The organism is Stenotrophomonas sp. YJH_SMC_48-3 (assembly GCF_059369375.1).
Window position 1 is genome coordinate 101966 of the sequence record NZ_JCAFSQ010000008.1, and the last position, 16951, is coordinate 118916.

The following is a 16951-nucleotide window of genomic DNA, read 5'->3' on the forward strand; positions in this document are numbered from 1 at the left end:
GTTGGCAGCTTAAGAAAAAAATTTAGAGGTGGATTTATGGAGCGATTGCATAACAGCTTGGTCATTTTCAGTTTCTTTAAAGAGAAATTTGAAAGAGATATGTATTTAATGGAAACGTCAGTTTCTTGGGAGGAAAATTACGCGAATAAATGCGCGGATATTTCGCGTTTCAGTGGCGAGCTAAAGCAATCTTTGTTTCTAAAGCAGATCATTGATGTATGCGCATTCTTGGATGAATTTAACGTATTTAGATCTTTGGCGAAGGGTGATGAAAGGGTTAGGCGCGTGTCTCGTGCGGTTAAGCCAGCCTTGGTAAGGATCGAAGAGGTGAAAGGTTTGAGGGCTTATAGGAATGCACTTGCAGCTCATAATTTTAGGGATGAAAAGAGAAAAGACAAAGTTGTGCTAATAAGTGATTTCGTTAATAATCCAGAATGCCCAAACTCTGTTGCAGAGATGTTTTTCCTTAGCTCGCTTTGTTATACGATAATAGAGGCCATAAACAGTGAATTTGAACCTGAGCTTAGGCATGCATTACAGTCTTATATGTCCAGTTTGGCGGACGATGGCGAAGAATCATTGAGGGGGGTAAAGACAGTTCGAGAGGCATATGACGAGGTTGAGAAGTATCGCCTAAAATTAAACTTGCGGCCAAAATTTCTATTTCATGAAATTGAAGAGTTTAAGATGGCCATGGAGAAAGTGGATTGGAGTGTGATTCCGAAGGGATTTGAACTCAATAAGGGCGAGGCCAATGAATATTGGTGCGAAGTTCTTGCGCTGTATTTGGGAATGAGAGGTTATGAGGTCATTGAGTATGTTCGGGGTGTTAAGGGGGTTTATGTGGGGTGCTGGATAGAGCTTTATGGTTATGCTCTAATCTTCACTGATAGATTGAAGGTCTATAATCCAGCCGCCTTGCGGGGCCGCTATGAGGAAGTAACTAATTGGATGCCTTCCGCTGAGAAGGATGGCTATCAACATGCAGAGCGTGTCTATCAGGAGATAATGAAAGTCGTTGCGCCGTAAGTCTGTGCCAATGTCCTGGCCTGTACTTGATTTCCAGCAATTTAACTGGCGAACACGCTTCAGCTTGCAATAGCCAGCGGTCCCGTCTCAGCCATCCTTCGGCCTGCAGAGATGGAGGCCCCGTCCCTGATTGCGGAGATGCAGCAGAGCGCACTCTTTGGCAGTCACCCAATCTTTGATAGGGCGGCCGGTAGCCGATCTCGGTTGGAGGGTGAGGCGCTCGTTGTGGACCAAGAGGACGGCCACAGGTCTGGGGCATCGGTGCGCCTTTGGCCAAACGGTGATCTGTTGATCAGCCTTCCCGTGCCGCCTCCCACGCGTGGGATGGGGCTGCCCGTGGTCTTGGAAGAAGACGTAGCTAGCAAACTGGCCAGCGCTGTTGGATATGCGGCATGGCTGCTTTCGCGGATCGATCCAACTGAGAGAATCACCCACATCGTGCCAGCCGTCAGGCTCAGTGGGGATGGTGGCGGCGCGTGGCGCACCAGGGCGGAGCATGATGCGAGCCCCAATTCGGGCCAGTTTCCATGGCGACAGGGCGAGCATGAGGAGCCTGTGTTCCTGGCTCCCGCGCACCAAGTCAGGCAGGTGCTGTCGATGGATGCGCGTCGTGTGATCGAGGACTTTGTCGTTCTGCTGAGGCGACGCTGGAATCAGGATTGATCAGGTTAGCTCACTACGGAGGAGTAGGCTCAATGGTCATAGCAGCGCAAGTGTTTACGGAGAAGGCCGTCAGTGAGCTCAAGCCGGGCAGCATTCCAGCTTCGGTTATGGTTCTGGCTGTTTGTGCAGCAAGGTGGCGGCGTGCCAGCGCTTGACATTGCCCCTCCTAGTGCTTTAACTGAGGAAAAAGGGGTGTTATGAATCTGCGGGCTAAGCCTGAGTCATTCTGGCGTAAAAATAGTAAGACCGAAGTGGGGGGCGGTCGCGATAGGAGCACGCTTGCATCGAAAGAGGATGCGATCCTCCATGCGATCTTATCGGCCGTCGGTTTTTTTGCAATAATATTTAATTTTGCAAAATATTTCGGTTTATGAAAATTTTAAATGGCGCTAATTGATCGGCGCATCGGTTCATTCTCGACAATTATCGGGGTTGCATGCATGGCGATGCTTTATCCTGTCTTGGCGGGCGCGCTCCTGTCCTTGGTGATGGTTTGTATATCCAATCGGAATGGGGTAACGCTGGCTACTGGGACCGTGCTCTTGTTGGTTGTGGATGGCGCCAGTTTTGGGATTGTTTCAAAGATTTTCTACAAGCTTGCAATGGGCACATATGGCAAGCAAGTCCAGGGTGACGAGGCTTTGTATATGGCCCTCGGGGGAATGGCAATTCTCTATCAAGTTTACAAACATGTGCGAAAAGTATGGTTTACCATTAAGCAGATACCTGACCCCAATGACGAGCATCCGACGGTATGAGCCGCCGCGCACCATGCTTAATCTTTCCTTATCTGCGCCTCTGAACTATATGTAATGGATAGAGCAGCCCCCTTTCATCGCTTGTAGGTTCTAAGTTCGAGGGTTGCTACCAATTCTCTGCTGCGGGCACAGGACTTCGAGAGGGGGGAGGCTGCATGCAAGGCTTGGGAGTGGTGCGGTGCTGAGGGCGGTATTGATGGGTAGGCGTCAGGAAGGTTCGACTTTTGTCCAGCTACGCAGAACCTCATCCGAAAAGTATGATGGGTCGAGGCTGGTCTCGTCGATTGCGAATGGGTGAAGGGCATTCGAATATTGGATGGTCTTCGAGCCTCAAGTTCGAATACAGTTTGCAGGTGCTTATGCTTCCTGTTGGCATGAAGTGCGAAGCCATCTCCTTCGTGTTTTTCGATGGCTAAGATCTAATATATTTTGTGTGCGTACAATTGACCTAAAAGGATTTTTCAATGGCTACTTCGGATTTTTACGTTTCTGCCGTCAACTACAATAGCGATGAAACCCATATCGCTAAGCTGAAAGTTCATGAGGTTAAGGTCGGGTCGGATACCTTGCAGCCTGCTCAGGAGATGACGCGTCCTAAGGTCATCGAGCTTATCGAGAAAGGGAAGAAATTCACCACAATTTTCAGGAAGTCAGATGGAAATTGGGCTATCGGCGCACCGCTTCAGATCGCTCCTGTTACGACGAAATATCTGAAGACGAAGAGTGATCAGACTACGAAGGACAACTTGGAAAATCTGCCTTCTTTCTAGATCGCAGTTAGAGTGCATGGTCTCGGCGATCAGTCGGGGCCATGCCACTCACTCTTAGCTATTAGACTGATGGCGCAGACAGCTGCCTAGCATCGCTAGTGTGATCTGACTCTTTGCGTGCAGGAACCGTTCTCAAAGTCCAGGACTCGGCATCTACTTGCTTCACCCATCCCGAACCGTTTGGTTGATTCGCAGCGGTGGATGTGGGCATTCCACCCTTTTCACAGGGCGAGATTCTAGATGTGAGGATTTCCTAAGCAAGCGATTCGCGCCAGGCCATAACTTCATTTAAATAGATCAGAGGGAATTGATGATGTCTTCCACTTCGGCCAGTAAAAATAAGGTCAGGTTGATCGTGGCTTTTCAGTGCAATGATGGAATCATGCTGCCTTTGGAGCAACAGACTCAGATCTATTGGGTCGTGCATGACGTGTATCCATTTCAGTTCGTTTGCAGCGGAGATACCGCCGAAGAGGCCATGAGAGTGGCGCGCGAAGAATGTGGCTGCTACTTCGCCGGGGATCCAGAAGATGTGCGGATTGGAATGAATATCTAGAGTGCGCTAGTCAGGTCATTGTTCATCAGTTCTTCCTTGCGTGCCTTTCTGGGCCGCGCGCTCCCTTGCTAGAATTTTATTCGGTGAAGGAGGGATTTTTACTGGTGTCCCGTCTTCATTGAATCCGCTAAGCGGCACATCGGCAATGCCTTGGTTTTGCCAAAGTTTATAGCTAGGAATCGCTAGATTTCCTCGGTTGGCTTGCCAGTGCTCAATGCAGACTTGGGTGGCCAAGTCTGCTTCCTTCTTTGCGTCGTCTACTGGCAGCCGATTCAAGGCCGCAATAAAAGCACTATTCCAAAATTTCTCGATCTTCATCACCGCTCCGATTTCCTGTCTTTCTGGTAATAGCAGAGCAGCGCGGGCTGTCAAGGTTTGATCTTGTTGTGACACAATGAATGGCAGCACTATCGGATAAGCGGCAATCATCCGCAAGATTATTAATCATTGCCGGTCCTGTCTTGGTTCACTCTCGACGCGCTTCTCTGCCTCTGATGGATAGGGCGCAAGGACCGTGTTTTGTGGACCCAAGGGGCAGCTCGCCCTCATGAATTGCGGACCCGAATTTGTCATTCGACCGATGACTACAAGGTCGTCATTTACACGCCCCACACGGTCTCGCACGTCAGCAGAGCATCCGGATCCTTCATACATGTCGAAAAAGAGTGCGCTGTGGCTGGCCACCCACCGCATTGATGGGTAGATGAAGGATGAGCTATTTAGAACTGCGCTGGCGATTGTCACGATTACAAAGCCAGAGAAGATCCTGGTCAGAGTGATAACCAAATCCAGATCGCGGACCTTGGATGAGGCCGTGCCGAGCTTTGCTAGTCCCCATATAAGGCCGATGATCACGCCGAAAGTGCCTAAGATGATGACGAGGGCAGCGGCAACTGGAACAAACGAAAGCGGAACCAGAAGCGCGACTGCGCTGGTGAAATAGGACGGATCTTGACCCGTAGCATCGTTGACCGTGATCTTGCTTACCCCTGTTGCAGCCGCAAGGGTCACAACACCCAATACGGTGATGGCCACTTTCATCAGGGGGTAGTTGAGCCTTTTGACGGTCCAGTAATAGCACTCCGTTAGGAAAGCAGATGCGAGCAGTGCGCATCCTGCATACGTCGCGACATCGGAAGCCAGCGATCTGGGGTCATGGAGGAAGAGCGCGATGCTCAGGAGCATACATGCGACTCCTCCGAGGTATAGGCGTACAGTCGGAGGGTGTTCAAGCCACCAGCCCGCCATATTTCTCGGGATCGAAGAAAGTGAAAGCGCGCTAATCGATGTCATGCCTGTCTGCTCAGGATGTGGTCGAGCGCGAGACTATAGCGACGCTATCTCACAACTTGAGATCAGGCCATCGCCTCTCTAGTGGGCGACCGGGGATTTCCTTCCGCATGGGGTGTAGGGAGGGGCACTAGTAAGGTGGCTCGGCATGCGGTACAAATCGCAAAACAGGCCGCCACGGCGGGTCTGGTTCTGGGCTTCGTCTTCACATGGATTGGAGGTGTGGCGTGTCGAGTTACATATTCGTTTCCCCTGGTTCTGACCCTGGTATGGGTAAAGCGCTAGTAGACCCGATCTTGCAACCGGACAAGAAAGCGAAATCGACCATGGGAACCTGTCGGCCTGACCTGCGCCGCAGGGTGAAGTTAGGCGATCAGATCTTCGTGATAAGCGGCAGCATGGGGAAGAACGTTCAGCAATATGTGATTGGAGGGCTTGAGGTCCAGGATAAGCTGTCCAGTCAGATCGCAGCTTTCGATCAATTCCCAGAGAATCGGCTCAGATTTGACGAGTCCGGCCAGAGGCTGGGCAACATCATTGTGACTGCAGACGGACGACATCATCCCGAAGACCATCACGACAACTTTGAGAGGCGAATCCAGAACTATCTGGTTGGTCGGACCTCTGTCATCCTTCAGACGCCTCGGGAGATCCAGCTTGGCAGGGAGCGATCAGTAGACATCCTCGCTAGTCTGTTTGATCGTCCAGGCTCTACGCGAATCCAACAAGTGATCGGGCGCATGAGAAAGTTGACTGAAGAGCAAGCTATTCGTCTGAGAGAAGAGCTCCAGGCCTTGAAGAGGGAAGCTAGGAAGTAATGGATATTGCGCAGCACATCGCAGATCGCAGTCTCACGGTCAGTGATGTGGCCCGACGGGCGAACCTGCCCGTTTCCCGTGTTAGCGAGATCGTCTCGGGTGATGAGGCATCACTGTCGGAAATAAGAAAAATATCAAAGGCAATCCGTGTTCCGCTGAGCTCGATTGGGCGGCCGGAATCAACTGAGGATCAGAGCACTTCCAAGCTCCTGCTGAGGCAGACCATTGATCAGCGTGCAAGGGGCATGTCTTCATCTCTGAGCATCATTGGTGATCAGCTAAACGACATACTCTCAGTAGCAAGACTTCTGCCTTCCAATCTCAATTGGCTGGAGCTGTTCAGGGGCCTGGCTCCCGACCTCGAAAACGCAGAGAACTTTGCTGCCATTTTTAGACGGGCGTTCGCACAGCTGGATGACCAAGTTCCTTTTCTTAGTCTTGGAACTACCTTGGAGGAGTTGGGGGTCATTGTCTGCTATGGAAGGGATCCTAAGGTCGAGGGTGTTTCGGCGATTGTCGAAGGCCACGCCCTGATCCTGCTTGCTCCTCGAACCTTCAAGGCACGGATGCTGTTCACTCTTGCTCATGAAGTGGGACACCTCGTAGCCCGCCATGACTTGCTAAAGATTGACTTCGCAAGATTGGACGAAGAGGTGGGTGGAGACAGAGAGACGGCTGGCTCGGCTGAACATCGGAACGAAGAGCGTTTTGCGGATGCTTTCGCGGCTTCTTTGCTAATGCCCCGAAAAGGGTTCTTGAAGGTGCTTGATGCCGTTCGCACTCACTACCGAGCAAAGGGGCCGCTCGGGGACGTGGAGATACTGACTGCTGCAATCTTCTTCGGGGTGAGCTTTGAGGTTGCCGCGCGCCGTTGCGAAGGCTTGGGGTTGCTGGAGCCTAGAGGCGCTAGGGCGCTGTATCAGAAGATCTCAGACGAACATGGAAATCCTGAGAGGAGAGCGAGAGAGCTGGGGCTTCGAGAGCGAGAGGAGATACAGATTTCAACTTCGCCCAGGCTACTTGAGACTGCTGCGAAGCTTGTGGAACGTGAGGAGCTCTCTGCCGGTAAAGCCGCTGAGCTTCTGAACGTTCCCATCTCCCATGTCTTCGCCGCTAACTCGAAGTAGCAGCGTGATAGTGCTTCTAGACGCTTCGACAGTCATCAACCTCGTGAATGGCGGGGTCTTTGATGCGGTCTTGGGTATCGAGGGTGTACAGTTCCAAGTCGGAAGCTTGGTGAGAGATGAGGCTTCATCCGCTTCCGAAGTGTTGGACTTGGAGCTTGCCAAGGGATCTTTGACCCTTGCTGACGAAGGATTGGTCCCATATTCGGCATTTCTGGCCGCGAAGAATGATATGGGGCTCGGTGATGGCGAGACCGAGTGCATTCTCATTGCATCCGCTCTCCAGTGCCAGATTGCTTGTGATGACGGCCGGGCCCGGAAGGCGGCTATCAAGCGGCTCGGGCATGAGTCGCTGGTGACCGGCTCTTTGGGGTTGATGCAACGAGCCTGTAGCCATGGACTGATCACAACTGAAGCTGCGCAGCTCGCCTATCAAGAGATGCGCAAGCTCGGTGGCTATCTTCCACAGATCGATGTGGACTTCTTCGCCAAAGAAGTGACCCTGCTAGATGGTTTCGGGGCGCAACCCTAGCTTGTCTTCACGAAGAATTCGATTCGTATGCTTGGAAAGGCGTGCTCTCGTCTCGACAAACGGGTTCGATATCGTCTTCTTGATCTGCGATGGATTCTGGAAGATCGCTCCGCAGAAGTGGCATTCGTGGTCAATGTGGGGCGTATATGCCCACTGTCCCTTATCGAAGTGAGGCTCTTTGCAGCGCGGACATGACAGAGCCACGACGCGTCCTTCGATGTGCGGCAGTGCTGTTTGCGCCATGTAGTAGCGTACTTGTTCGGCATCAAGTTCGATGCCATCTATCACGACGGACTCATACGTGTCGTCTATCTTGGGCCACTCTTGGCCTTCCTCGCTCAGAGCGTGCAGATGGATTCCGGTTTCTTCAGGCGCTGTGGAGGTCCAGAGGATGGCAGGATTTGATCCCCAGATCTGTATCCCTCCTGGGTAGTCCTGTTGGCGTATCTCTATGCTTCTTGGCGCAGCTATCTGGGATCGATTGCCTGGCTCAAGGTGGTTCCTCAACTGCGAGAGAGGGTTTCCTATCGCGATTTCCGAGTCGGAGAACTGTCTTCCGCATCCATGGCACTGATGCTTCTTGTGAGGATGGACTGCGAACCAGTCGCGGTCCAGATGAGGGAAGCCGCAGTGGCTGCATTTGACACTGATGGTTCCGAAGCCGAAGACGCCAGACACCATGTAATTGATTGCGTCGATCTCATCCACTACGAACCATTCCGAGGACAGCAAGTCTGTCGTGAATGGGATCCTCAGCCTTCGATATGTCTTGTCGATGTCCTTGGCTGAGTCCCGGCCCAAGCGCCTAGCATGGACATGGATGCCTCTATCGGTGGGCAAAGTGGTAGTGTCGTATGACGCGGGCACTGACCCCCAAAGTGCTATCCCTCCGACGTAGCGGTTGACCTCAAGATCAAGAGACTCACTCTCCGAAATGGGTTCGTCATGCGCGGCCACGCATTCTTCCGCCGCCACGCCATACTTTGCGGTGGCGTTTGCATGATGGGATAGGCACCAGTATCGGCTTCCCCCGTCTCGCCTCTTTCCGACGTTCACTATCTCGCAGGTCATACGATCACTCCTTGGGCTTCATGCCCATCGCAGGTGAAGGTCTAACGGTGCATCTGTAGCGTAGTAATCGTTGAAGCTATTTCAGAAGTAAGTTGCGGCTGCTATGAAGCGTCTATCAGGCTCTTAATCAGCCCAAGTGCTTGCTTCTGCTTTTGGGCATCAAGCTGAGAAAGCACCAGGATGGCCTCAGCGACAACATCCGATGCCGCCACAAAGTAGGCCGCAGGAAGGTCTAGAAGCTCTGCGAGCTTCTCGATGGTCTCCAAGTCCGGCTTGTGCATCCCTCGTTCATATCGGCTGATGCGAGGGGCCGTCGTATTTGAGTCATCCACGCCCATGAGCATTTCGCCTAGCTGAGCTTGGGTCCAGCCTTTGGCAACGCGTGCTGCGCGTAGGCGATGACCAAGGGCTGTAGGCGTGGGCTGAGGGGCGGGCATCCGGTAGAAACAAACACGTTGACTCTCCAGAGTTTGACCGCATAAGCTTAGTCGGTCATTTGCGTTCAACGCAAAATTGAACCTGGAGGCTGTCGTATGGATATGAGGTGCTGGGCAGTGGTGGGTCTCCTGGCGTTCGCTGCTTCTGCCGAGGCTGCGCAGAGCTTGTCGTGCCAACTGCAGAGCGGCCAGTTCATGGTGGACGGGGTGGGGCGGCCGAAGGTGTCCGCTTTCATCTGGTCCACGGGACACGGCTCCGCTACTCCCACCGGTCCCGTGCGAACAAGCATTGGTCGGATCGACCCCATGGAAGGCCGGGACTACAAGCGCGCTATCAAGCTGGACGGCAAGCCCGTTCTTTTGCCTCCGGACGCACAAAGCGTTATCGGCTTCGGCAAGGTCTACGACTTCGGGGGTGCCGTTGCCTTGGCTTACCTCGGCGAGCGTGAGGAGGACTCTTCTGCGCGGCCTAGCCAGATTGTCATCGTCATCAACAAGGCCGGGTCAGTGATAGACAGCGAAATCCTGCCTGGCACTGCAACGAATCATGGCAGTCACTGCCTACTCATCGACTGATCAAGGAATTGACATGAAGAAGCTTGGGACGCTTTCCGCTACTGCGCTGCTGGTTGCTTGCTCGGGTGGTCCTGGGAGCGGCGATGTTGAGAAAGCGCTGACCGCGTATTTCAAGGAAGCGACAGGAACGACGATGACCTTTGAACGCCTCAAGGTGGGCGAGTGCGTCCGAGTTGACAGTCCTGGCTATGCCTGCAGTGTCACCGGAAGTGCGCGCTATCAGCTGGGCACTCGCATTGAGCAACAGCAGCTTGTCGGCACTTTCGTCATCGACAAAGTTGGTGGCACTTGGACTGTCGTAGACCGTCGCTGAATTCAAGCTCGCCGCCAACCCCTGGCTAGGAGGTTCAGATGTGGACGTTTTTCAACGTGGTGCGTTGGCTCATCACGGTTGCGGCACTGTGGTGGCTTTGTAGCGTGGTGTTTGAGGAGGGCACTACCGCTGAAGGAGCAGTATTTGGGCTGATGCTCTTCGGCCAGGTTGTCTTCTGGCCCCTCTTGCTGTTGTGGGGGCTGCCGTGGCTGTTCCGTCGCCGAACGCCCAAACTGAAGAAGCATAGGCCTGAAGAGTTCGAACCCACGGTATCCCATGATCACATTGCCTTGGACCTGAGCAGGGACACCATCTGGGTTCGGGACCCTGGGAAGGGGGAGCGCTATCTGCGGCGGTCTGAAGTGCTCGCAATCCGCACCGGGGAATACAACTACAAGGGGGTGGTCACCCATCGCCTGGAAGTCCAAGTCCGGGACGTTGTTCACCCGCTCTGGCTTGTTCCGTTCGTGCGCCACTCTGATCGTTGGCTTAAGAGCACAGCAGCCAATGAATCAGAGCGGGATGAGTGGTTCGCTAGGATGAAGGCATGGATTGAGCAATGAGCCGCTCGACGTTCTACCAAGTATTCATCCCGGTCGCTGCGGCGATGGCAGGAGAATTATCAACGCGACCCATGGCACAACGGCGAGTAGCGTCGCTATGTAGGCCTGCCGGAGAGAGTGAAATTTACAGGTGAGGATCTTCGAATTTCGCCAGCACTGATCAAAGAGATCATCTGCTAGCTCCTCAGGACTCCGACTCTTGCATGCCTGCCGAAATTCACTCTCTCGCATCTGAGCGATGCTTCGAAAGTAGAGCAATGATGCCGTGCCGCCGTCTAGATGTGGGAACGAGCCGTTCCAGAGGTGTCGGAAGCTAAACCCCAGCGCGGTAAAAAATAGAGTCGTGAAGACCGCAGCTGCGGCGGTCATCTCGCTCGGCGGAGGAAGCCGAGTAGCAACCAGTGCCAGCATGCCCAGATCAATGCCCAGCACCACCGATAGCTTAGTATCGATTCTTGAGAAGAACCCAAGAACAAGGTTCAGCTGTTGCCAACCAGTGCTAACGCGCCCGCCTTGGGCGTTTGGAGGGCTTGGGAGGTTGGTAGAATTTTGATCGTCGGACATATGGCTTAGCAGTAGGTTTGGTTAGTTGGTTTAGGCGCGAATGCGCGTCCCTCAGCCCACAGGAGATCAGCGTTCCGCAGCAAGCAACGCCCTGATTTGCAAGATCATCCATGAACTTGTCTTCGGAAACGCGCCAAAGGTAGTAGCTGGATATGTAGTTTTCCAGATGCTCGGCGTGATCCTGGCATCTCGAAATCTCGATCTTTCCTGACGGATCGCATGGGCAGCAGGTGTGTCCTCCCACCAATGATCCGCCACGCTTCGTGATCCGTGCTAGGCGTCTGCCATCTCCCCATAGTTCAATGCGTGGCCCTCTGAGATGCTCATCGAGGCGCACGGTAAAGTCTCCCCGCCTCGCGCGACCCGAGAAATCAGGCCCCAACTTCTCTGCCGCAGCCTCAGCGGCAGCCTGATGGACAGCAGCATCACCATGGGCTCTGTCGTACTCTTGACCTGCCCATTTGCGTCGGTAGCTTGCGTTGATCTGGCGAGAAAGAAATCGCACAACAGCAGACCACCATCGGCGTGCGGCTGCTTCGTCGCGGACTTCGCTAGGGCTGTCATCTTTCCAGCCCAAGCAGAATGTTCCGCCCGGATTGATGTGGCGATCCGGGCAGCACTGAGGCAGTTGGGGCGAGGCTTTTTTCTCTTGGACAAAGACGTAATAGCCATGGATGGTGAGCAATAGAGCAAAAGATCGAGTCTTCCCGCTGGGGAGAGAGATCTCAATCGTGGCATCTACTGCACCGGCTCCATTGGAGAGCGTAGCCCCGAACTCGGGGGCCACGCTCCTTAGCAATGACTCAACTTCGCTCATCGTGGGCGAGCTTCGAATGTGGGCGAAGTGGTTGCGACAAGGACGGGACCACCGCAGGACGCGAAGAGGCATATGCATCTTCAAGAGCCGCCTTTGCCACCTTATCGCCAGAGGCCGAAAGTTCTTCTACAGCCGCGTCATAGTCAAGGTTGTCAGCCGTCCTGGAGTTGCCAAAGAGAGTGCGAACTGCGTCCGATCCAGCCTTGTATGCAGCAGGGCCGATCCTGCTCTCGGTTCCCTTGCATATGCGCTGCTCTGCCTCGGAGGCAATTACGGCCCGCCCCGTTGCGCATCGGACGCGCTCCCCCTTCATGCCCAGTCTGCTCAAACTAAGCGGGCCGTACTCAAAGCCAATCGCGAGACCCAACTCCCCAGTGTCTCCACCTTCAGACTTCAGATGTTCAATAGCGGACAGAAAGCTGCTGCGGAGGGCGCCGACGCACTGGACGGCGGTACTTACAGTCGCCTCTGCATCCGTTGTATAGGCCGTCCCCTCAATCATCATTCCATGAAGGCAGTCGCCGATGAACCTTACGCGGCGTCCGCCAAAGTCGCTGTGCGTGACGGAGTCCAGTTCGGAGCGAACGACGTGCAACGTGCGGACCAAATTCTCTGGATTCTCTTCAAGGTGTTGGTCCACAAATGCCGAGAAGCCATCGATATCAGCATAGACAGAAACGCCCTCGAAGTTCTTTGAATTCCCCGGGGTGAGAGCATCAAAGTCCAGGTCTGACAAAGGTGGCGTTGGCCTGCTGAATTCAATGCTGCCAATGGGAGTCTCTTCCTGCTCTTCCTTCCAAAGCTTGATGATCTTGTCTTTCGACGTTTCGAGCTTGGCTTCATCAACGCAGGTGGCTATCTGCTCGTCAGTAAGGCGGGTAGAGCGGTCCTTGTCACCGTCCAGTGCGGGGAAGCCCATGACGGATCGCGCTGAGTTTGTGAGGTAGATGCCTTCTGTGCTGGCATGCCCAGCGCACTTGGCAGCGTGATTGGCAGGACTTCCCAGGAAGAGGGGCTCGCGGCCTCCGCGCCGACCGTTGTTGACCGCCAGAGCCAAGCCGCTATCAATACCTACGCGGACACGTGCATTTGGGATGTGCTCATCGGCATCCCCTGTTTCCGCCAAGACTTCGTCAACTAGCTTTGCGATGGCCACGGCTTTGGCCACCCGTTGGCGCTCTTCATCTTCGCCGTAAGGCTTAGCGACCAAGGCATGCAGGCGCTGGTTATGGAAGTCGACGCGCTTGGCATTGCTCTCTTCAAGAATGCGATGGACAGCGCGATAGTGCTGGTTGAGGAATTTTAGGGTGCGCTTGTGGCAGGTAGTGCCCTCGTCCTTCGTACAGGCCAGGATTTCGTCAATGTTGACGATATCGATGTAGACGTGGGCCGCATGAATGCGATAAGCCCGCTTTGCTGGGATGCTTTCCAGCGAGGTATCGCGCTTGTAATCGTAAATTTCTACGTCCCGCACTTCCTCGTAGCGAGACTTGATTCGCTTCTTCGCGCGGTCTTCCTTCCAGCTGTGGCCCATCTCAATATCCTCTCGTCCAGTAAAGGTGAAGCCAAGGGGGGGGGCGCTTCGCTAAGGCCCAGGTACGGTCCACATGCACTGGCGGCGGCCCGTTGAACCTGTATATTGTGTCTTGGTTCACACTTTCAAGGGGGCGAAGTGGCCACTGGACTTATTGATCGGTTCCGCTCAGATGGAGGGCGGAGGCTGCTCGCTGCATTATCTGAGGCGCGACTGCTTGGCGGGATCGGCGGCTTGCCAGAGTGGCTCATGGACCGGGGGGAGCTGCTAGAAGTCCAGGCGGGCGAGTCCTTTGTCGAGCAGGACGGGATGGACACCGAAGTGTTCTTTATCGTTGCTGGATCCGTTGATGTAGTGATCAACGGAAAGATCGTCAACATCCGCCATACAGGAGATCATGTCGGCGAGATGGCCGCGATTGAGCCAGCTCAGAGACGCGCAGCTACGCTGGTTGCACGGGAGCTCAGTGTTCTGCTGAAGGTCGCTGAAAGCGATTTCATTGAAATGGCAGATGGTCACCCGATCATCTGGAGGCGACTGGCCGCCACACTTTCGAGGAGACTTCTGCAGAGGAATAGCCTTCTGGCCAAGCCTCGCAACCAAGTTCGGGTGTTCGTCATGTCTTCGGTGGAGGCGCTTCCAGTCACCCGTCTATTGGTCCAACACTTTGAACATGATCCATTCTTGACTGTGGTCTGGGACCATGGCGTGTTTCGCGCGTCAAACTACACGTTAGATGAGTTGGAAAAGCAGCTCGAACTGGCTGACTTTGCAATCGCAATCGCGCACGCAGATGATCTTGTGATTAGTCGTGGAGACGAATGGCCTGCGATGCGAGACAACGTCGTGTTCGAGTTGGGTATGTTTATTGGGTTCTTGGGTAGGAAGCGCGCTTTCTTGATGGAGCCTAGGGAAGATAAGTTGAAGCTTCCGAGTGATCTTGCGGGTCTGACTACGGTTTCCTACCGTTATGTGCCTGGGGAGGATGCCAGAGCGAGGCTGGCTCCGGCTTGCAACCAAATTCGCGACATCATTCTTGCTATGGGACCAAGAGACTAATCATGGCTTTGCTCGAAGACATGGAGGGTGCTGTTGCGACGATCTTTAGCAGTGCCTGGGACAAGCGGGAGGGGCGCGTGGTTCCGGATCCGGAGGATCTGCGACTCGGCAATGACGCTGTTGAATTTTCGCGGGCTACCGTGCTGTATGCGGATCTCCACGGCTCTACGAACATGGTCGACACTGAGGAATGGTGGTTTAGTGCGGAGGTCTACAAGGCATTTCTGCATTGTGCTGCCAGCATCATCAGGGCTGAGGGTGGCGCGATCACTTCTTACGACGGTGACCGTGTGATGGGAATCTGGGTAGGGGATCGTCAAACGACACCGGCAGCGATTGCAGGTCTGAAGATCAATTACGCTGTGAACGAAATCATCAATCCTGCCCTTAAGAAGCAATACCCGGCATTGAACCGTACCATCAAGCAGAGTGTCGGCATTGACTCTAGCGCTCTTCGTGCTGCCCGCACTGGAGTTCGAGGTGGAAATGACATTGTTTGGGTGGGGCGGGCCGCGAACTATGCGGCAAAGCTGACTGAGTTGGATCTCGAACCCAAGACCTGGATAACCGCTGACGCGTTCCTGTATTTGCTTGATGAGGCGAAGTTCGGTGGCCAACCCAAGCAGTTGATGTGGAAGGAGTTCAGCTGGACCGAGCAGGGGGGCATCGCCATCCATGGTTCGACGTGGCAATGGAAGGTCTAGTGGCCGCCGTCTCTGTGGTGAAAAAGTCCGTCGCTTAGCGAGATCAATAAGCCAAGCAAGAGCGCACTTAGGCATTGCCCGTTGGGCAATGCGTGCGCAAGAGGCTGTGCCCCTTGACCCCCTAAAAAAGCGCTTGCCAAAGCCTAAATCGTAGGCATAAAGGCAAGGGCGGGGGCCAAGAACAAGGAGCATTAATGGCCATCTATCACACAAGAGTAAAGACCTTCAGTCGTGCCCAGGGGCACGCATCCACAGCTGCAGCAGCCTATCGCGCAGGCCTGCTCATCATCGATGGCCGCACCGGTCTCCGGCACGACTACCGAAGGCGCGGCGGGGTCGTTGAGACACGTTGCCTCGCTCCCGACGACGCTCCCGACTGGGCTTTCGACCCCCGACAACTCTGGCCTGCAGCCGAGGCTTCGGAGCGCCGAAAAGATGCCACGGTCGCTAGAGAGTTCGAGGTGGCCTTGCCACACGAACTGAGCAATGAGCAGCGTTCAGACCTGGCAGCCGAAATATCGCGCTGTCTGGTCCAGCGTTACAGGTTCGCTGTCCAATCCAGCATCCATGAGCCGCAGACCGCTGACGGGCTCAACTATCACGTCCACATCCTAGCCACGACCAGGCGGATGGAAGCAGACGGGTTGAAGGATAAGACCAGGGAGCTTGATGGCGGCCCTTCAGGCCGAGGGGAGGTCGAATGGATTCGCGCGATGGTGGGGGAAGCCATCAATGCTCACCTGGCCGCAGCCGGTGTCTCGGCCCGTGTCGATCACCGAAGCCTGAAAGAGCAGGCGGCTGAGGCCGCAGAGCAGGGAGATGGGCTCACAGCAGCGGAACTTTCCCGTGCTCCAGGACTTCACATGGGCAAAGATGCCACAGCCTTACACCGTCGAGGCATGGATACAGATCTGAAGCAGGGCAATGACGGAATCGCTCAGGCTAACAGCGCTGCTTGGGATCGTGCCGTGGCTGACCTGGCAGAGCAGGGCAGGTTGATGGAACCCGCATCTGATCAAGCAATGCCGGTTGGCCCACGCGAGGTTCCTTCGCATGCTGCCATCCAATCAATGCTGTCTCCTCGTGGAGTGACTCCTCTGGGTAACGTGGCCAGGGAAGTCATGCCGGTTGAGGCGATTGCCGATGAAGGGGCGTGGCAACCGCAGGCCACAGCATCCAAGCAGGTGTTGAAGGCTGTGTTAGAAATTTGGGCCGAGGCGTGGATAGAGGCGCTGCGAGATAGGCTTAAATTCACGCGCAGATTGCTGCGCAACAGCACTGCTCTGATATCGGCTCATGGAACATTGCCCAGACTACGCGTTGATCTAGAGGAGCTGCTCGTAAGGCTAAAGAAGTTGAAGCGGGACGCACTGCGCTTCAGGCGTAGGCTGAAAGCTGAAGACCGTGCCCAGCACGTATTGGCCCAAGCAGAATTTGCCTTGGAGAGCTTCGAAAGCCAAAACCCAAGGCCGGGCCTCTTGAATCGCTCAGACTGGTCGCGGCGTCGGGCGCGCCGGGTTCGGGCTTTCGAACTTGGGCGCTTGGAGTACCAACGCGCTCACGAAGCCACCGGACCCAAGGCCCAGGAAGACTACAACCGTCAGACAGATGAGTCCCTCTCACAGCTGGAAAACTGGAGTGAAGTGTTGCTTCGGAGATATCCGGTGTTGGTGGACGCGCCCACTGACGCTCCTGCGGCGTCAGCTCCAGCTGATGCTCTACTGGCGATGAAGCAGGCCAAAGAACCTGGAGCACGGTTGCACTGATAGACGA

21 protein-coding genes are annotated in these 16951 nt (G+C 54.6%); 14 read left to right on the forward strand and 7 right to left on the reverse strand.

Features of this window, described 5'->3' with window-relative positions:
• Window positions 1-36: 36 nt before the first annotated feature.
• The 5 genes from AC5P65_RS13860 (at window position 37) to AC5P65_RS13880 (ending at window position 3776) form a co-directional block, all read left to right on the forward strand.
• Window positions 37-1029 (forward strand): hypothetical protein, encoded by a 993-nt coding sequence (locus AC5P65_RS13860; protein ID WP_495215669.1) that lies wholly within the window; start codon window positions 37-39, stop codon window positions 1027-1029.
• A 288-nt stretch (window positions 1030-1317) separates the two neighbouring features.
• Window positions 1318-1692 carry a hypothetical protein gene (locus AC5P65_RS13865; protein ID WP_495215670.1) on the forward strand — a complete coding sequence of 125 codons (375 nt, stop codon included), beginning with the start codon at window positions 1318-1320 and terminating at the stop codon, window positions 1690-1692.
• A gap of 383 nt (window positions 1693-2075) precedes the next feature.
• Window positions 2076-2450, forward strand: coding sequence for a hypothetical protein (locus AC5P65_RS13870; RefSeq protein ID WP_199932578.1), 375 nt, complete (start codon window positions 2076-2078; stop codon window positions 2448-2450).
• A 464-nt stretch (window positions 2451-2914) separates the two neighbouring features.
• A complete protein-coding gene (locus AC5P65_RS13875; protein ID WP_164160951.1) occupies window positions 2915-3220 on the forward strand; it encodes a DUF3892 domain-containing protein in 306 nt (101 codons plus the stop codon).
• Between the two features lie 313 nt (window positions 3221-3533).
• Window positions 3534-3776 carry a hypothetical protein gene (locus AC5P65_RS13880; protein ID WP_231353053.1) on the forward strand — a complete coding sequence of 81 codons (243 nt, stop codon included), beginning with the start codon at window positions 3534-3536 and terminating at the stop codon, window positions 3774-3776.
• A gap of 15 nt (window positions 3777-3791) precedes the next feature.
• Here AC5P65_RS13880 and AC5P65_RS13885 read toward each other — a convergent pair whose 3' ends face one another.
• Together AC5P65_RS13885 and AC5P65_RS13890 are read right to left on the reverse strand one after the other, a co-directional pair.
• Complete coding sequence (locus tag AC5P65_RS13885) at window positions 3792-4205, reverse strand: hypothetical protein (RefSeq protein ID WP_495215671.1); 414 nt, start codon at window positions 4203-4205, stop codon at window positions 3792-3794.
• A 15-nt stretch (window positions 4206-4220) separates the two neighbouring features.
• Window positions 4221-4961 carry a hypothetical protein gene (locus AC5P65_RS13890; protein WP_231353054.1) on the reverse strand — a complete coding sequence of 247 codons (741 nt, stop codon included), beginning with the start codon at window positions 4959-4961 and terminating at the stop codon, window positions 4221-4223.
• 332 nt (window positions 4962-5293) lie between these two features.
• On the opposite strand from AC5P65_RS13890, the gene AC5P65_RS13895 reads away from it, so the two are divergent.
• Genes AC5P65_RS13895 through AC5P65_RS13905 form a run of 3 tightly spaced genes read left to right on the forward strand, consistent with a single transcriptional unit; the run spans window position 5294 to window position 7540 of the window.
• Entirely contained in the window at window positions 5294-5884 is a 591-nt protein-coding gene (locus tag AC5P65_RS13895) for a hypothetical protein (RefSeq protein ID WP_154213997.1), read from the forward strand.
• Window positions 5884-7011: an ImmA/IrrE family metallo-endopeptidase gene (locus AC5P65_RS13900; protein ID WP_199932580.1), complete on the forward strand. Its 1128-nt coding sequence runs from the start codon at window positions 5884-5886 to the stop codon at window positions 7009-7011. Before AC5P65_RS13895 ends, AC5P65_RS13900 begins: the two co-directional genes overlap by 1 nt.
• A gap of 10 nt (window positions 7012-7021) precedes the next feature.
• The gene (locus AC5P65_RS13905; protein WP_143565610.1) at window positions 7022-7540 is read left to right on the forward strand and encodes a PIN domain-containing protein; all 519 of its coding nucleotides are present in this window, start codon (window positions 7022-7024) and stop codon (window positions 7538-7540) included.
• Here AC5P65_RS13905 and AC5P65_RS13910 read toward each other — a convergent pair.
• A complete protein-coding gene (locus AC5P65_RS13910; RefSeq protein ID WP_204303160.1) occupies window positions 7514-8611 on the reverse strand; it encodes a hypothetical protein in 1098 nt (365 codons plus the stop codon). The genes AC5P65_RS13905 and AC5P65_RS13910 overlap by 27 nt on opposite strands.
• Window positions 8612-8712: 101 nt before the next feature.
• Complete coding sequence (locus tag AC5P65_RS13915; protein ID WP_231353172.1) at window positions 8713-9048, reverse strand: helix-turn-helix domain-containing protein; 336 nt, start codon at window positions 9046-9048, stop codon at window positions 8713-8715.
• Between the two features lie 306 nt (window positions 9049-9354).
• On the opposite strand from AC5P65_RS13915, the gene AC5P65_RS13920 reads away from it, so the two are divergent.
• The 3 genes from AC5P65_RS13920 to AC5P65_RS13930 are packed head-to-tail and all read left to right on the forward strand — an operon-like array spanning window position 9355 to window position 10500.
• Window positions 9355-9624, forward strand: coding sequence for a hypothetical protein (locus tag AC5P65_RS13920; protein WP_231522221.1), 270 nt, complete (start codon window positions 9355-9357; stop codon window positions 9622-9624).
• A gap of 13 nt (window positions 9625-9637) precedes the next feature.
• Complete coding sequence (locus tag AC5P65_RS13925) at window positions 9638-9937, forward strand: hypothetical protein (protein WP_231522222.1); 300 nt, start codon at window positions 9638-9640, stop codon at window positions 9935-9937.
• A gap of 38 nt (window positions 9938-9975) precedes the next feature.
• Window positions 9976-10500 (forward strand): hypothetical protein, encoded by a 525-nt coding sequence (locus tag AC5P65_RS13930; protein ID WP_495215672.1) that lies wholly within the window; start codon window positions 9976-9978, stop codon window positions 10498-10500.
• A gap of 24 nt (window positions 10501-10524) precedes the next feature.
• On the opposite strand, the gene AC5P65_RS13935 is transcribed toward AC5P65_RS13930, so the two are convergent.
• From AC5P65_RS13935 to AC5P65_RS13945, 3 genes are read right to left on the reverse strand one after another with little or no spacing between them, the layout of a single operon-like run.
• Window positions 10525-11064 carry a Pycsar system effector family protein gene (locus AC5P65_RS13935; RefSeq protein WP_414498719.1) on the reverse strand — a complete coding sequence of 180 codons (540 nt, stop codon included), beginning with the start codon at window positions 11062-11064 and terminating at the stop codon, window positions 10525-10527.
• A complete protein-coding gene (locus tag AC5P65_RS13940) occupies window positions 11000-11959 on the reverse strand; it encodes an E2 domain-containing protein (protein ID WP_414498720.1) in 960 nt (319 codons plus the stop codon). The genes AC5P65_RS13935 and AC5P65_RS13940 overlap by 65 nt, the downstream gene beginning before the upstream one ends.
• A complete protein-coding gene (locus AC5P65_RS13945) occupies window positions 11868-13415 on the reverse strand; it encodes an adenylate/guanylate cyclase domain-containing protein (protein WP_125899063.1) in 1548 nt (515 codons plus the stop codon). Before AC5P65_RS13945 ends, AC5P65_RS13940 begins: the two co-directional genes overlap by 92 nt.
• A gap of 138 nt (window positions 13416-13553) precedes the next feature.
• Between AC5P65_RS13945 and AC5P65_RS13950 the strand changes: the two genes are divergently transcribed.
• The 3 genes from AC5P65_RS13950 to AC5P65_RS13960 all read left to right on the forward strand — a co-directional run bounded on the left by AC5P65_RS13950 (window position 13554) and on the right by AC5P65_RS13960 (window position 16944).
• A complete protein-coding gene (locus AC5P65_RS13950; protein WP_101765022.1) occupies window positions 13554-14474 on the forward strand; it encodes a TIR domain-containing protein in 921 nt (306 codons plus the stop codon).
• Window positions 14475-14476: 2 nt separating this feature from the next.
• The gene (locus AC5P65_RS13955) at window positions 14477-15178 is read left to right on the forward strand and encodes an adenylate/guanylate cyclase domain-containing protein (RefSeq protein WP_125899061.1); all 702 of its coding nucleotides are present in this window, start codon (window positions 14477-14479) and stop codon (window positions 15176-15178) included.
• Window positions 15179-15372: 194 nt separating this feature from the next.
• Window positions 15373-16944 carry a MobA/MobL family protein gene (locus AC5P65_RS13960; RefSeq protein ID WP_495215673.1) on the forward strand — a complete coding sequence of 524 codons (1572 nt, stop codon included), beginning with the start codon at window positions 15373-15375 and terminating at the stop codon, window positions 16942-16944.
• Window positions 16945-16951: the final 7 nt, after the last annotated feature.

Coding starts and splice junctions, on each gene's coding strand:
- AC5P65_RS13925 (WP_231522222.1), top strand. CDS start 9,638: ATGAAGAAGCTTGGGACGCTTTCCGCTACTGCGCTGCTGGTTGCTTGC.
- AC5P65_RS13900 (WP_199932580.1), top strand. CDS start 5,884: ATGGATATTGCGCAGCACATCGCAGATCGCAGTCTCACGGTCAGTGAT.
- AC5P65_RS13870 (WP_199932578.1), top strand. CDS start 2,076: ATGGCGCTAATTGATCGGCGCATCGGTTCATTCTCGACAATTATCGGG.
- AC5P65_RS13940 (WP_414498720.1), bottom strand. CDS start 11,959: ATGCATATGCCTCTTCGCGTCCTGCGGTGGTCCCGTCCTTGTCGCAAC.
- AC5P65_RS13880 (WP_231353053.1), top strand. CDS start 3,534: ATGTCTTCCACTTCGGCCAGTAAAAATAAGGTCAGGTTGATCGTGGCT.
- AC5P65_RS13875 (WP_164160951.1), top strand. CDS start 2,915: ATGGCTACTTCGGATTTTTACGTTTCTGCCGTCAACTACAATAGCGAT.
- AC5P65_RS13860 (WP_495215669.1), top strand. CDS start 37: ATGGAGCGATTGCATAACAGCTTGGTCATTTTCAGTTTCTTTAAAGAG.
- AC5P65_RS13960 (WP_495215673.1), top strand. CDS start 15,373: ATGGCCATCTATCACACAAGAGTAAAGACCTTCAGTCGTGCCCAGGGG.
- AC5P65_RS13910 (WP_204303160.1), bottom strand. CDS start 8,611: ATGACCTGCGAGATAGTGAACGTCGGAAAGAGGCGAGACGGGGGAAGC.
- AC5P65_RS13945 (WP_125899063.1), bottom strand. CDS start 13,415: ATGGGCCACAGCTGGAAGGAAGACCGCGCGAAGAAGCGAATCAAGTCT.
- AC5P65_RS13930 (WP_495215672.1), top strand. CDS start 9,976: ATGTGGACGTTTTTCAACGTGGTGCGTTGGCTCATCACGGTTGCGGCA.
- AC5P65_RS13915 (WP_231353172.1), bottom strand. CDS start 9,048: ATGCCCGCCCCTCAGCCCACGCCTACAGCCCTTGGTCATCGCCTACGC.
- AC5P65_RS13920 (WP_231522221.1), top strand. CDS start 9,355: ATGGAAGGCCGGGACTACAAGCGCGCTATCAAGCTGGACGGCAAGCCC.
- AC5P65_RS13890 (WP_231353054.1), bottom strand. CDS start 4,961: ATGCTCCTGAGCATCGCGCTCTTCCTCCATGACCCCAGATCGCTGGCT.
- AC5P65_RS13955 (WP_125899061.1), top strand. CDS start 14,477: ATGGCTTTGCTCGAAGACATGGAGGGTGCTGTTGCGACGATCTTTAGC.
- AC5P65_RS13935 (WP_414498719.1), bottom strand. CDS start 11,064: ATGTCCGACGATCAAAATTCTACCAACCTCCCAAGCCCTCCAAACGCC.
- AC5P65_RS13885 (WP_495215671.1), bottom strand. CDS start 4,205: ATGATTGCCGCTTATCCGATAGTGCTGCCATTCATTGTGTCACAACAA.